General features: G+C 52.6%; 13 protein-coding genes. 7 read left to right on the top strand and 6 right to left on the bottom strand.

Annotated features, from left to right (window positions below):
- Positions 1-74 precede the first annotated feature (74 nt).
- Together ynfE and CKO_RS06770 are read right to left on the bottom strand one after the other, a co-directional pair.
- Positions 75-2,504 carry a selenate/tellurate reductase subunit YnfE gene (gene ynfE / locus CKO_RS06775; protein ID WP_012132454.1) on the bottom strand — a complete coding sequence of 810 codons (2,430 nt, stop codon included), beginning with the start codon at positions 2,502-2,504 and terminating at the stop codon, positions 75-77.
- A 171-nt stretch (positions 2,505-2,675) separates the two neighbouring features.
- Positions 2,676-2,984, bottom strand: a complete 309-nt coding sequence (locus CKO_RS06770; protein WP_012132453.1) for a DUF1161 domain-containing protein — start codon at positions 2,982-2,984, stop codon at positions 2,676-2,678.
- A gap of 103 nt (positions 2,985-3,087) precedes the next feature.
- Between CKO_RS06770 and CKO_RS06765 the strand changes: the two genes are divergently transcribed.
- Complete coding sequence (locus CKO_RS06765; protein ID WP_024130347.1) at positions 3,088-3,822, top strand: YnfC family lipoprotein; 735 nt, start codon at positions 3,088-3,090, stop codon at positions 3,820-3,822.
- A 4-nt stretch (positions 3,823-3,826) separates the two neighbouring features.
- On the opposite strand, the gene speG is transcribed toward CKO_RS06765, so the two are convergent.
- Both speG and CKO_RS06755 read right to left on the bottom strand, forming a co-directional pair.
- Positions 3,827-4,387 (bottom strand): spermidine N1-acetyltransferase, encoded by a 561-nt coding sequence (gene speG / locus CKO_RS06760; protein WP_012132451.1) that lies wholly within the window; start codon positions 4,385-4,387, stop codon positions 3,827-3,829.
- 34 nt (positions 4,388-4,421) lie between these two features.
- Entirely contained in the window at positions 4,422-4,763 is a 342-nt protein-coding gene (locus CKO_RS06755; RefSeq protein ID WP_012132450.1) for a DUF1283 family protein, read from the bottom strand.
- Positions 4,764-4,908: 145 nt separating this feature from the next.
- On the opposite strand from CKO_RS06755, the gene CKO_RS06750 reads away from it, so the two are divergent.
- The 5 genes from CKO_RS06750 to CKO_RS06730 all read left to right on the top strand — a co-directional run bounded on the left by CKO_RS06750 (position 4,909) and on the right by CKO_RS06730 (position 10,673).
- Complete coding sequence (locus CKO_RS06750; protein ID WP_024130346.1) at positions 4,909-5,235, top strand: YnfA family protein; 327 nt, start codon at positions 4,909-4,911, stop codon at positions 5,233-5,235.
- A gap of 109 nt (positions 5,236-5,344) precedes the next feature.
- A complete protein-coding gene (rspA, locus tag CKO_RS06745; RefSeq protein WP_012132448.1) occupies positions 5,345-6,559 on the top strand; it encodes a starvation-sensing protein RspA in 1,215 nt (404 codons plus the stop codon).
- A gap of 13 nt (positions 6,560-6,572) precedes the next feature.
- Entirely contained in the window at positions 6,573-7,592 is a 1,020-nt protein-coding gene (locus CKO_RS06740; protein WP_012132447.1) for a Zn-dependent oxidoreductase, read from the top strand.
- A 53-nt stretch (positions 7,593-7,645) separates the two neighbouring features.
- Complete coding sequence (locus CKO_RS06735) at positions 7,646-9,025, top strand: MFS transporter (RefSeq protein ID WP_012132446.1); 1,380 nt, start codon at positions 7,646-7,648, stop codon at positions 9,023-9,025.
- 175 nt (positions 9,026-9,200) lie between these two features.
- Complete coding sequence (locus CKO_RS06730) at positions 9,201-10,673, top strand: mannitol dehydrogenase family protein (protein WP_012132445.1); 1,473 nt, start codon at positions 9,201-9,203, stop codon at positions 10,671-10,673.
- A gap of 107 nt (positions 10,674-10,780) precedes the next feature.
- Here CKO_RS06730 and CKO_RS06725 read toward each other — a convergent pair whose 3' ends face one another.
- Complete coding sequence (locus tag CKO_RS06725) at positions 10,781-11,467, bottom strand: GntR family transcriptional regulator (protein ID WP_012132443.1); 687 nt, start codon at positions 11,465-11,467, stop codon at positions 10,781-10,783.
- Between the two features lie 87 nt (positions 11,468-11,554).
- On the bottom strand, positions 11,555-12,301 hold the full coding sequence (gene ydfG, locus CKO_RS06720) for a bifunctional NADP-dependent 3-hydroxy acid dehydrogenase/3-hydroxypropionate dehydrogenase YdfG (RefSeq protein ID WP_024130344.1): 747 nt from the start codon (positions 12,299-12,301) through the stop codon (positions 11,555-11,557).
- 137 nt (positions 12,302-12,438) lie between these two features.
- On the opposite strand from ydfG, the gene dcp reads away from it, so the two are divergent.
- Positions 12,439-14,484: a peptidyl-dipeptidase Dcp gene (dcp, locus tag CKO_RS06715; protein ID WP_012132441.1), complete on the top strand. Its 2,046-nt coding sequence runs from the start codon at positions 12,439-12,441 to the stop codon at positions 14,482-14,484.
- Positions 14,485-14,627 lie beyond the last annotated feature (143 nt).

Raw genomic sequence — 14,627 nt, 5'->3', positions numbered from 1 at the left:
TGGTTTGTTCACATGACCGATGGACGTGCGAACACATCCCCCGAAACGCCTGTAATCGTTTCAGGAGATGGGGGTTACACTTTCTCGATTTCGACCAGATTGGTGTGCTGCGGATTTCCTTTCGCCAGCGGAGAGGGGCGCTGCGTCGTTAACGTATTCACGCAGGCGCCATGATCGATGCGATCGCCCGACATATCGGCATCATGCCAGGCGCCCTGGCCCATCGCGCTCACACCGGGGAGAATGCGTGGCGTGACTTTCGCCGAAATGCGGACTTCGCCGCGATCGTTAAATACCCGCACCATATCCCCGTTGGCGATACCGCGTTTTTGCGCATCCACGGGGTTAATCCAGACTTCCTGACGGCAGGCGGATTTGAGAACATCAATGTTGCCGTAAGAGGAGTGCGTGCGTGATTTATAATGAAAACCAAAGAGTTGCAGTGGGAATACGCTGCGCTTAGGATCGTCCCATCCTTCGAACGTTGAAGCATAAATGGGAAGCGGGCTGATGACGTCGTCTTTTTCCAGCTCCCAGGTTTGGGCGATTTTAGCCAGGCGGCTGGAGTAAATTTCTATCTTGCCGGACGGCGTTTTCAGCGGGTTTGCCTGTGGGTCTTCACGGAATTTTTTATAGGCCACGAAATGGCCGTTGGGATCTTTACGCTTGTAGATCCCTATTTTTTTCAGCTCGTCATAGCCCGGTAATTCCGGGTCTTTAGCCAGCATTTTGGCGTACAGATATTGCAGCCACTGTTCCTGGGTTCGCCCCTCGGTAAACCTCTGGTGCACGTCCGGGCCCAGCCGCTTCGCGACTTCGCTCATTATCCAGTAAATGGGCTTACGCTCGAATTTAGGGGCGGTCGCGGGCTGGATGAAGATTAAATAACCCATATTGCCCGCATAGTCGTTAGGAATGATGTCTTCCTGTTCGACTGTCATCAGGTCCGGCAACAGAATATCGGCGTATTTCGCGGAAGAGGTCATAAAGTTGTCGATGACCACGATCATTTCGCACTTTGATTCGTCTTGCAGGATCTCGTGTGTTTTATTGATATCCGAATGCTGGTTGGTGATGGTATTGCCCGCGTAATTCCAGATGAACTTGATCGGCACATCCAGCTTTTCTTTACCGCGCACGCCGTCGCGCAGGGCGGTCATTTCCGGGCCGCGGGCAATGGCGTCCGTCCAGGTAAACACGGAGATCTGCGTTTTTACCGGGTTTTCCGGTAACGGCATGCGTTCAATGGTGATGGTGTAGGTGGATTCACGCGCGCCGCTGTTCCCGCCGTGAATACCGACATTGCCCGTCAGAATCGCAATCGCGCGTGCGGTGAGTTCACCGTTCGCCTGACGCTGCGGGCCCCATCCCTGACAAATACAGGCCGGTTTAGCCGCGCCAATCTCTCTGGCGAGCTTAATGATGCGATCCGCCGGAATACCGGTAATACGCGACGCCCACTCAGGCGTTTTGGCCGTGCCGTCTTCGCCCTGACCCAGAATATAGGCTTTATAGTGGCCATTCGCTGGCGCATCGGCCGGTAGCGTTTTTTCGTCGTAACCCACGCAGTAGTTGTCGAGGAAAGGCTGGTCGACAAGATCTTCGGTGATGAGCACCCAGGCCAGTCCGGCGACCAGCGCGGCATCGGTGCCGGGACGAATAGGTATCCATTCGTCTTCACGTCCTGCCGCGGTATCGGTATAGCGTGGATCGATAACGATCATGCGCGCATTTGAACGTTCCCTGGCCTGTTCCAGGAACCAGGTAATTCCGCCGCCGCTCATACGGGTTTCTGCCGGGTTATTACCGAACATCACCACCAGTTTGGTGTTTTCGATATCGGAGGTGCTGTTACCCTCGTTCGAACCATAGGTGTAGGGCATGGCCGCCGCGATTTGCGCGGTGCTGTAGGTGCCATAGTGGCTAAGAAAACCGCCGTAACAGTTCATCAGGCGGGCCACCAGAGAAGCATAAGGCGAGGAGCGGGTGATGTTGCCGCCGACGATACCGGAGGTGTAGTTAATGTACACCGCCTCGTTACCGTATTTATCGACCGTGTTTTTCAGGCTGTTGCTGATGGTATCCAGCGCTTCTTCCCAACTGATGCGCTCAAATTTCCCCTCGCCGCGTTTGCCTGTGCGTTTCATCGGGTAGTTGAGGCGATCAGGATGGTTAATTCGCCGACGGATTGAACGTCCGCGCAGGCAGGCGCGCACCTGGTGATTGCCATAGACATCTTCGCCGGTGTTGTCGGTTTCCACCCACCAGACTTCATCATCTTTGACGTGGAGACGCAGGGCGCAGCGGCTACCGCAGTTGACCGAACATGCTCCCCAGACCACTTTGTCTTCAACGGGCTGGATTGCCTGCTGCACGGCAGCCGCCGCGGTACGCATCCCGAAAGGCAAGGAGACCCCTCCGGCAGCGAGCGCCAGCGATCCTATCGCGGTGGATTTCACTAACGTCCTGCGGCTGATGCCTCCCTGTTGTTCAACATCGGACATAATTCACTCCATTATAGTTATCGTTATATAATTATGTTTATAACGAAATTAATAGGATACTAATGAAAGAGTGATTTTAACCCCTTATAGGTAGGGGTTATTAATCCATGTCAAAATTGAGGGAATCTTTCTAAGAGGGAGTAAGAGCCTGGTATATCAGGCTCTTATCTGTTACTGAGGTTCGACAGCATGCCCGTCCTGAGAAGGACTGGTACTGGCGGGGGCGTTTCCGCTGCTGGTGCGGGTATACAAAATTTTATGGGTATCGTTTGCACAGTGGCCTACGACCTGGGAATCGGGCTGATCCGCCTGGTCATTAGGAACAATAGTTAACGTAAAACTGGACTCCGCCACACCATTGTTAATGATGCGCTGTTCGATGTCGCTTTTGACTCTTTCACATGACTCCGGCGCCGCCAGTACCTGCGGGGAGGCGACGATGAGCAGACACGCTGCAATTCCTGCTGAGATTTTCATCATTCACTCCTTTTATGAACACGATAATGAAAGCTTAGCATTTCTAGTGTAAACAACTGTATTTGCTAATATGATTGAGAATCATCTCCTTATCCTGGTGAATAACGTGAAGAAACAGACCCTGGTGAGCTTTCTGTGTGTGCTGCTTGTTGGATGTGATAACGCCACTGTTCTGGTCTCCTTTACCCCGGAAATGGCCAGCTTTTCCAATGAGTTCGATTTTGATCCGTTGCGCGGCCCGGTTAAAGATTTCAGCCAGACGTTGATGAACGACAAAGGGGAAGTGACGAAGCGCATCAGCGGAACGCTTTCGCAGGAAGGCTGCTTTGATACGCTGGAACTGCACGATCTGGAAAACAATACCGGGCTGGCGTTGGTACTGGATGCAAACTACTACCGCGATGCCGAGACGATGGAGAAAAGAGTGCGCTTGCAGGGGAAATGTCAGTTGGCGGAGTTGCCCTCGGCAGGCGTGGTCTGGGATACGGACGATAACGGTTTTGTTGTTTCCGCAACGGGAAGAGAGACGAAGGTACAATACCGCTATGATGCGGAAGGGTATCCGTTGGGTAAGACCACCATCAGTAAAGACAAAACGTTATCTATTGATGCAAAACCGTCGGCGGACCCGCTTAAAAAGCTCGACTATACGGCGGTCAGCCTGCTGAACGATCGCCCGTTAGGCAATGTGAAGCAGACGTGTGAATATGATAATTACGCCAATCCGATCAACTGCCAGCTTGTGATCGTTGATGAAAGCGTCGAACCCGCCGTTGCGCGGAGCTATACCATTAAAAATACGATTGATTATTACCCGGCTGCGTCTGACACAGCCGGGTAGCGGCTTACTGTGCGGTAGGCTTCAGCAGGCTTGAGCCTGGCGTTTTGTGATCGTCCAGATATTGCTGCTGGAAAATGCACATACGAATGGTGTTGCGGTATTGGCCATTGATAAAGAACTCATGAATCAGTTCACCTTCAACCATAAAACCTAACTTACGGTAAATGTGAATGGCTTTTTCGTTTTCTTTATCAACGATCAGATACAGCTTATAAAGGTTGAGTACGGTGAATCCGTAGTCCATCGCCAGCTTCGCTGCGCGCGAAGCCAGCCCTTTTCCCTGGTATTCCGGCGAGATGATGATTTGAAACTCAGCCCGGCGGTGAACGTGATTAATTTCTACCAGTTCGACCAGACCGGCTTTTTCGCCGTTGCACTCCACGACAAAGCGCCGTTCGCTCTGGTCATGAATGTGCTTATCATACAGGTCAGACAGCTCGACAAACGCTTCGTACGGCTCTTCAAACCAGTAACGCATTACGCTGGCGTTGTTATCAAGCTGGTGGACGAATCGTAAATCTTCGCGCTCCAGCGGGCGCAACTTAACACTGTTGGCGTGGGTCATTTTGTGTCCTTACCGTCTGTCGCTCAACGCACTGTTATGGCGCAACGGTACGGCCAGTACGACGATCCAGGCAACGCAGCGTATTTGGTTCCCAGTACGCGTTAAGGTTGGCGCTCTGCTCGCACTTGTCGCGGTTATCAAACGCGGCGTCGGCTTTGTCCCACTCTTTCTCCGTGCGCGTGTTCACTTTCTGGCGCAGGCTGCGGGTATCATTCCATTGTTCCTTTTCCATGGCTGCGTGTTGGCGGCTTTGCGCGCTGTCTCCAGATTCAATGATCAGTTTGCTGGTATTCGCGAATGCGGAGGTGGTATACACGACAGCACCCAGCGCAAGCATTGCCGTCAGGCACAGGCGTTTGCTAAGTGTATTGTTCATGGTTAATTCCTTTCATGATAGAGGGATAAAACTTGTTTAAATTCTACACCATTCCTGGCGCAGGGCATACCCATCCTGCGGGTATGGATACGAAGGCGCTATTCTGGCGTATCATGCTTAAACCTGACGTAACGCAATGATGATGATGCTAAAAACAACACTTCTTTTTTTCATGACCGCACTGTGCGAAATCGTGGGCTGTTTTCTGCCCTGGCTATGGTTGAAGCGGGGCGCGACGGCCTGGCTGCTGGTTCCGGCGGGAGTCTCACTGGCATTATTCGTCTGGCTGCTGACGTTGCATCCGGCCGCCAGCGGCCGCGTCTATGCGGCTTATGGCGGGGTCTATGTCTGTACTGCGCTGTTATGGTTACGCTTTGTTGACGGCGTCAGACTCAGTCTTTATGACTGGTCAGGCGCACTGATCGCACTCTGTGGAATGCTGATTATCGTTGCCGGGTGGGGGCGCGCTTAAGCGCCTTATTTTGTGATCGATGAGCGATTTTTTGATCATTATACTTGTATGGTAGTAGTTCAGGTGTGTAAATTTCCTGCATCGCACAGAAGAGATGTAAGGAACAACAATGAAGATTGTAGGGGCTGAAGTTTTTGTCACATGTCCGGGACGTAACTTTGTCACGCTGAAAATCACCACCGAGGACGGTATCACCGGCCTGGGCGACGCTACCCTGAATGGCCGTGAGCTGTCGGTGGCATCCTATCTGAAAGATCACCTTTGTCCGCAGCTTATTGGCCGCGATGCGCACCGTATCGAAGATATCTGGCAGTTCTTTTATAAAGGCGCCTACTGGCGTCGCGGGCCGGTCACGATGTCTGCTATTTCTGCCGTTGACATGGCACTGTGGGATATCAAAGCGAAAGCCGCCAACATGCCGCTGTATCAGTTGCTGGGCGGCGCATCCCGCGAAGGCGTGATGGTCTATTGCCACACGACGGGTCACACCATTGATGATGTGCTGGAAGATTATGCGCGTCACAAAGAGATGGGGTTTAAAGCGATTCGCGTGCAGTGCGGCGTGCCGGGTATGAAAACCACCTACGGCATGTCTAAAGGCAAAGGTCTGGCCTACGAACCCGCAACGAAAGGCCAGTGGCCGGAAGAGCAACTCTGGTCAACCGAGAAATACCTCGATTTCACGCCGAAACTGTTTGACGCCGTACGTGCTGAATTTGGTTTTGAAGAGCATTTGCTTCACGACATGCACCACCGCCTGACGCCGATTGAAGCCGCCCGTTTTGGTAAGCGCGTTGAGGATTATCGTCTGTTCTGGATGGAAGACCCGACGCCTGCGGAAAACCAGGAATGCTTCCGTCTGATTCGTCAGCATACGGTGACGCCGATTGCCGTCGGGGAAGTGTTCAACAGCATCTGGGACTGCAAGCAGCTCATTGAAGAGCAACTGATTGATTATATCCGCACCACCATTACCCATGCCGGCGGCATTACGGGGATGCGCCGCATTGCGGATTTTGCCTCGCTTTACCAGGTGCGCACAGGGTCTCATGGGCCTTCTGATTTGTCGCCGGTTTGCATGGCCGCAGCGCTTCACTTTGATCTGTGGGTGCCTAACTTTGGCGTTCAGGAATACATGGGGTACTCCGAACAAATGCTTGATGTCTTCCCGCATAGCTGGACGTTCGATAACGGCTATATGCACCCAGGCGACAAGCCGGGTCTTGGTATTGAGTTTGATGAAAAACTGGCGGCGAAATATCCGTATGACCCTGCGTATTTGCCGGTCGCCCGTCTGGAAGATGGCACGTTGTGGAACTGGTAAGGAGTGATATGACATGAAAAGTATAGTGATTGAAAAACCTGACACGCTGGTTTTAGCGGAGCGTCCTATCCCTGAGCCTGCGGCCGGGGACGTTCGGGTTAAAGTGAAACTGGCGGGGATCTGCGGTTCTGATAGCCATATCTATCGTGGACATAATCCTTTTGCAAAGTATCCGCGTGTTATCGGGCATGAATTTTTTGGTGTGATTGACGCCGTGGGCGAAGGTGTTAGCCACGCCAGAGTGGGGGAACGCGTATCGGTCGATCCCGTCATCAGTTGCGGGCATTGCTATCCCTGTTCAATAGGCAAGCCCAATGTATGTACCTCGCTGGTTGTTCTGGGCGTACACCGTGACGGCGGATTTAGTGAATATGCGGTCGTTCCGGCAAAAAACGCGTTTACGATCCCGGATGCCATTGCTGATAAGCACGCGGTGATGGTTGAACCTTTCACCATTGCGGCGAACGTCACCGGGCAGGTTAATCCGACAGAGAACGATATTGCGCTGATTTATGGCGCAGGGCCGATGGGACTGACGACGGTTCAGGCGCTGAAGGGCGTTTATAACGTTAAAGAGGTGATTGTTGCCGATCGTATTGATGAACGACTGGAGATGGCGAAAGAAAGCGGCGCCGACTGGGTTATCAATAATGGACAGCAATCTCTGCAAGATTTCCTGGATGAAAAAGGGTTAAAACCGACGCTGATCGTCGATGCGGCGTGTCATCCGTCCATTTTACAAGAAGCTATCTCGCTGGCGTCGCCCGCCGCGCGCATTGTACTGATGGGGTTCTCCAGCGATCCTTGCCAGATTGTGCAGCAGGGGATTACCGGCAAGGAGCTGTCAATTTATTCGTCCCGTTTGAATGCGAATAAATTCCCGGTCGTTATTGGCTGGCTGGAAAAAGGTCTGATCGATCCCGATAAGCTCGTCACGCATACGTTTAATTATCACCATGTCACTGACGCGATTGAATTGTTTGAGAAAGACCAACGGCACTGCTGCAAGGTTTTACTCACATTCTCTGAATAATATTAATAAATGCGAGAGAGTGGTACGCATCTTACCTCTTAGAGATTGCCAATATGACTCAACAAAAACATGAACGGTCAACAAAAGATTTAATCAGAGCCGCCGTATCCGGTTGGCTGGGAACCGCCCTTGAGTTTATGGATTTCCAGTTATATTCTCTGGGCGCTGCATTAGTTTTCCATGAGATATTTTTCCCGGAACAGTCCGCCGCAATGGCGCTTATTCTGGCGATGGGAACCTATGGCGCAGGATATATCGCACGTATTGTCGGCGCGTTTATTTTCGGCAAAATGGGCGACAGTATTGGGCGTAAAAAGGTCTTGTTTATCACTATCACCATGATGGGGATTTGTACAACCCTCATTGGGGTTCTGCCGACCTATGCGCAAATTGGTATATTTGCGCCTGTTTTACTGGTGACGTTACGTATTGTTCAGGGGTTAGGCGCCGGGGCGGAGATCTCCGGGGCGGGAACGATGCTGGCTGAGTATGCGCCTAAAGGGAAACGCGGCATTATTTCCTCGCTTGTCGCAATGGGAACAAACTGCGGTACGCTGAGCGCAACGGCAATCTGGGCAGTGATGTTCTTTGCGCTTGACAGAGAACAGCTTCTGGCCTGGGGATGGCGTATCCCATTCCTGGCGAGCGTTGTTGTCATGATCTTCGCTATCTGGCTGCGTATGAACCTCAAAGAAAGCCCGGTATTTGAAAAGGTCAATGAAAGCGAAAATGCGCCAGCGTTAAACAACGCATCAGAAAACACATTGGGTGCCATGTTTAGCAGTAAATCCTTCTGGCTGGCAACCGGTTTACGTTTCGGTCAGGCGGGCAATTCTGGATTAATTCAGACATTCCTTGCAGGATATTTAGTGCAGACGTTATTATTCAATAAGGCGATTCCTACCGACGCGTTAATGATTAGCTCTGTCATTGGTTTTATTACTATTCCACTTTTGGGATGGTTATCTGATAAATATGGCCGCCGCCTGCCTTATATTTTATTGAATATATCTGCGATTATTCTTGCGTACCCGATGTTGTCTATCATCGTGGATAAAACCTATAGCCCCGGCGTGATTATGACCGCGCTTATTGTTATTCATAACTTTGCCGTGTTGGGTCTCTTCGCGCTGGAAAACATTACGATGGCCGAGATGTTTGGTTCGCGTAATCGCTTTACCCGGATGGCGATTTCAAAAGAAGCCGGTGGCTTAGTCGCCGTTGGATTTGGTCCTGTACTGGCAGGTATTTTCTGTAATATGACCGATTCCTGGTTGCCTATATTAGCGATGATCATTGCCTATTCTCTTATCGGCTTAATTTCAGCGATTTTGATGCCGGAAGTGAGAGATCGCGATCTGAGCGTGCTGGAGGATGCAGCGGACCTAAAGGCGGCAAGTAGCGTTCAGGGTTCGGCAACACAGGTAGGGTAACGTCGCACAGGGCATGACCGGAATGGACAGGGAATGTTGAATTTCGGTCATGTTGTCACATAACTTTAAAATGATGTCATACCAATTGCAAAAAGCTTAATTCAAATCAAATCATACAACCCTACAGGCGTTACTCTGAGACGGTCCTGAATTCATTCATACAATAGGTCATACCATGCAAAACAAGCTCTTAACGGCTAAGGCTTCGCTTCCTCATTACGATCGCGCCAGACTGGTTCCTCGCATTGTGCATTTGGGCTTTGGCGCATTCCATCGCGCGCATCAGGGTGTCTACGCGGATATCCTCGCGGCGGAACACAACAGCGACTGGGGATACTGTGAAGTCAACCTGATTGGCGGCGAGCAGCAGATTGCCGACCTGAAACAGCAAGACAACCTGTATACCGTGGCGGAAATGTCAGCGGATGCCTGGACCGCAAGGGTTGTTGGGGTGGTAAAAAACGCGCTGCACGCGCAGGTTGACGGTCTGGAAACCGTCCTGGCCGCCATGTGCGAGCCGCAGGTGGCGATTGTTTCCCTGACGATTACAGAAAAAGGGTACTGCCACTCTCCGGCGACCGGTCAGTTGATGCTGGATCACCCGATGATCGCCGCCGATCTGCAAAACCCGCAGCAGCCGAAGTCCGCGCCTGGCGTGGTGGTGGAAGCGCTGGCGCGTCGTAAAGCGGCTGGCCTGGCGCCATTTACCGTGATGTCCTGCGATAACATGCCTGAAAATGGACACGTCATGCGCAATGTGGTTACTGCCTATGCCCGTGCGGTAGATGCAGAACTGGCCGCGTGGATTGAGCAACATGTGACGTTCCCGTCCACGATGGTTGATCGTATTGTACCGGCGGTGACGGCTGACACGCTGGATAAGATCGAACAGTTAACCGGCGTACGCGACCCTGCGGGTGTGGCGTGTGAACCGTTCCGCCAGTGGGTGATTGAGGATAATTTTGTCGCGGGTCGCCCTGAATGGGAAAAAGCGGGCGCTGAACTGGTGGCAGATGTTATCCCGTTCGAAGAGATGAAACTGCGTATGCTTAATGGCAGTCACTCATTCCTGGCGTACCTCGGGTATCTGGCGGGCTATCAGCACATTAATGACTGCATGGAAGATGAAAATTACCGCCTGGCCGCGCATGCGTTGATGTTGCAGGAACAGGCGCCGACGCTGAAAGTGAAGGGGGTGGATCTGAAGCGTTATGCCGATTTGCTGATCGCGCGCTACAGCAACCCGGCGTTGCGTCACCGTACCTGGCAAATTGCGATGGACGGTAGCCAGAAACTGCCGCAGCGTATGCTGGACTCCGTTCGCTGGCATATCGCGCATAACAGCCGTTTCGACCTGCTGGCCTTAGGCGTGGCGGGCTGGATGCGTTACGTTGGCGGCGTTGATGAGCAGGGGAATCCGATTGAAATTAGCGATCCGCTGCTGCCGGTTATTCAGCAAGCGGTTCAGGGCAGTGAAGAAGGGGAAAGTCGCGTTCAGGCGCTGCTGGCCATTGATGCGATTTTCGGTAACGAATTGCCGCACGTTGAGCTGTTTGCGAATAAGGTGAAAGAAGCGTATCTGTCGCTGCTTGCCAACGGTGCGAAAGCAACCGTTGCAAAATATGCGGCGAATATCGCATCAGCGTAATCTCTGCATGGTTGTAGGCCGGATAAGGCCTGCAACGTTCAACATCATTGACTATTGTAGACCGGATAAGGCGGTTACGCCGCCATCCGGCTTGTTTGTCAGCGGGATTACTCTTCGCTGAACCAGTCGCTGTTTTCCTGGCGGATAAGCTGAACGGACTCGCCAATCTCCTGTAGATGCACAGTCATCGCGCGTTCCACCGCGTCGGCGTCATGCTTTTCCAGGGCGGCAAAAATATCATGATGCTGGCGCAGCAACATTTCAGGCGGCGACACATGATCCAGACTCATATAACGCACGCGGTCAATGGTGGCTTTAATATTTTCAACCGTATCCCACGCCAGCTGGCAATCGGCAATTAATGCCAGTTTCTGGTGAAATTCATCATCAAGCTGGAAGAAATCGTTGAGCTGCTTGCGGTCAATGGCGATCCGCTGCTGGTGAAGGTTCTGCTCCAGCTGATAGCACTGGCTGTCGGTGATCATCAACGCCGCGCGACGAACGACCGCACATTCGATGGCCTGTCGAACAAAGCACCCATTCTGCACCTGCGATAATGAAATCTTATTCACATAGCTGCCGCGCTGAGGGCGGATTTGAATCAAACCGTTTTCCGCCAGCTTAATAAACGCTTCACGTACAGGCTGGCGCGACACGTTAAAGCGCACGGAAACCTCTTTCTCGGAAAGCGGTGTGCCTGGCGCAATCAGACAGTGCACGATGTCACGTCGGAGAATGCGGTAAATTTGCTGATTTACAGGCTGCGTAGGATTGAGTTGGGTTTCGACGGTCATTCGTTCTTACTTTTTAGAGAGTTAACCAGAATACTCTACCACTTTTTTGTCACTATCTATACCCGACCCGCAGGCCGGGTATAAAAATTAACCCCGATGAACGCTCAGTCCGGCAAAAGACTGCGTAACCGGCATCATTTCCAGCGTATTAATGTTCACATGCGCAGGCAGATTAGCGACCCACCATACCGCTTCTGTGACATCATCCGGCGTGAGCGCGGTTGTGTTCTCGTAGGTTTTACCCGCTTTGTCGTCATCGCCTTTAAAGCGGACGTTAGAAAACTCCGTGCCGCCGACCAGACCGGGTTCAATATCGGTAACGCGTACTGCCGTACCGTGTAAATCCGTGCGCAGATTCAGACTGAACTGGCGCACAAACGCTTTGGTTGCGCCATATACGTTGCCACCCGCGTATGGCCAGCTACCTGCGGTAGAGCCAATATTGATGATGTGGCCGCGATTGCGCTCCACCATGCCAGGCAGAACCGCGCGGGTCATGTAAATAAGACCTTTGTTGTTCGTGTCGATCATGGTTTCCCAGTCTTCCACGCTGGCTTTATGCGCGGGCTCAAGCCCCAGCGCCAGCCCGGCGTTGTTGACCAGCACATCAATGTTGCGCCACTCTGCGGGTAATGACGCCAGCATATCTTCAATGGATGCACGGTTACGCACATCTAAACGAGCGATAAACAGATTGTCGCCCAGCTCATCTTTCAATTCTTGCAGGCGTTCCTGGCGACGGCCAGTGGCAATCACTTTGTGTCCATTCTCAATAAAACGACGTGTAATGCATTCGCCGAAACCTGCGGTCGCACCGGTGACTAAAACGATCATCTCACTGTTCCTCAACGCTTTTTGTGTTGTATTACCATAGCACGCCATCTCTGTTCAGGGGTAATCCTCGTTAATGGGATTGCGGTCATTTCAAGGGAGACCTACTCTAATGAACAAATCGTTTGCAGGAGTGAAAAATGTCGTTAACGAATCCATTCTTTAGCCAGAGCGTATTGCCTTACCAGGCCCCGCGTTTTGATCTGATTGAAGACCGCCATTACCGCCCGGCGTTTGACGAAGGGATGCGGCAAAAGCGCGCTGAAATTGATGCGATTGTCCAAAACCCGCAAGCGCCTGATTTTGAGAACACGTATCTGGCGCTGGAGCAAAGCGGCGCGTTGCTCACCCGTGTGACAAGCGTGTTTTTCGCCATGACAGCGGCGCATACCAATGACGAATTACAGCGCCTTGATGAAGCCTTTTCCGCTGAACTGGCGGCGCTGGCAAATGATATTTATCTCAACAGTACGCTCTTTGCGCGTGTGGATGCGGTCTGGCGACAGCGGGAGACGCTGGCGCTGGATGCCGAGTCGTTGCGTCTTGTGGAGGTTATCCACCAGCGTTTTGTACTTTCCGGCGCGCAGCTTGGCGATGACGATAAAGCGCAGCTCAGGAGCCTGAATACCGAATCCGCCACGCTGACCAGCCAGTTTAATCAGCGGCTGTTGGCGGCGAATAAATCCGGTGGGATGGTGGTTGATTATCGCCATCAACTGGACGGATTGAGTCAGGAGGAGGTCGCTCTTGCCGCTGATGCCGCCAGAGAAAAAGGGCTGGCGGATCGCTGGCTTATTCCGCTTCTCAATACCACACAACAACCGACACTGGCCGTTTTACGCGATCGCCAGACCCGTGAAAATCTGTTCAACGCCGCATGGACTCGTGCGGAAAAGAACGACGCCAACGACACGCGTGCGATTGTTCAGCGTCTGGTGGACATCCGTACCCGGCAGGCAACATTACTCGGGTTTGCCAGTTATGCCGCCTGGAAAACCGCCGATCAGATGGCGAAAACGCCTGACGCGGCGCTCGCTTTTATGCGCGCCATTGTTCCGGCCGCGCGTCAGCGCGCGCTGGATGAGCAGGCTGAGATCCAGAAAGTGATCGATGATGAGCAGGGAGGATTCACGACCCAGGCGTGGGACTGGGCGTACTATGCTGAGCAGGTACGCCGTGGAAAATACGCGCTGGATGAAGCGCAGCTCAAACCTTACTTTGCGTTAGATACGGTACTGAACGACGGGGTGTTCTGGACGGCAAACCAGCTGTTCGGCATTAAATTTATCGAGCGCTTTGATATCCCGGTTTACCATCCTGATGTCCGCGTCTGGGAAATTTTCGATCATGATGGCGTCGGCCTGGCGTTGTTTTATGGTGATTTCTTTGCCCGCGAGTCAAAAAGCGGCGGCGCATGGATGGGCAATTTTATTGAACAATCCACGCTTAACGAAACCAGACCGGTTATCTACAACGTCTGTAATTACCAGAAGCCAGCGGCAGGGCAGCCCGCATTGCTGCTTTGGGATGATGTGATCACCTTGTTCCATGAATTTGGTCATACGCTGCACGGCCTGTTTGCGACACAGCGCTATGCGACGCTGTCGGGGACGAACACCCCGCGCGATTTTGTCGAATTTCCTTCGCAGATTAATGAGCACTGGGCAAGTCATCCGCAGGTGTTCGAACGCTATGCACGCCACGTCGGGACGGGTGAAAAAATGCCTGAAGCGTTGCAGGAAAAAATGCGGCGGGCAAGCCTGTTTAACAAAGGCTATGACATGACGGAACTGCTCAGCGCCGCATTGCTGGATATGCGCTGGCACAGTCTTGAAACCTTTTCGGCATCGCAGTCGGTCGATCTCTTTGAACAGCAGGCGCTGGCGGCGGAAGAACTCGATCTTCCGGCAGTGCCGCCGCGCTACCGGAGCAGCTATTTCGCCCATATCTTCGGTGGCGGGTATGCGGCAGGCTATTACGCCTATTTGTGGACGCAAATGCTGGCGGACGACGGCTACCAGTGGTTTGTTGAACAGGGAGGGTTAACGCGTGAGAACGGACAGCGTTTCCGTGATGCCATCTTGTCACGCGGCAACAGTACGGACCTGGAACGCCTCTACCCGGCGTGGCGGGGTCATGAACCGCGTATCGAACCCATGTTAAAACACCGGGGTTTAGACCGCTAAGCGCAAGGGCGCTGCCTGAATGTTTATCAGGCAACGCTCTGATTTTTTGTCAATGTTAAGTAAGCTGCCGGGATACTGGTGTACAATGCGGGCTTCTTTTTATCCGGGGCCCCTGTTTTCATGTGTTCGTATTCTCTTCCGCT

Origin of the sequence: Citrobacter koseri ATCC BAA-895 (assembly GCF_000018045.1) — a bacterium.
Lineage (GTDB): Bacteria > Pseudomonadota > Gammaproteobacteria > Enterobacterales > Enterobacteriaceae > Citrobacter_B > Citrobacter_B koseri.
This window is presented reverse-complemented; position numbering and strand designations above follow the sequence as displayed.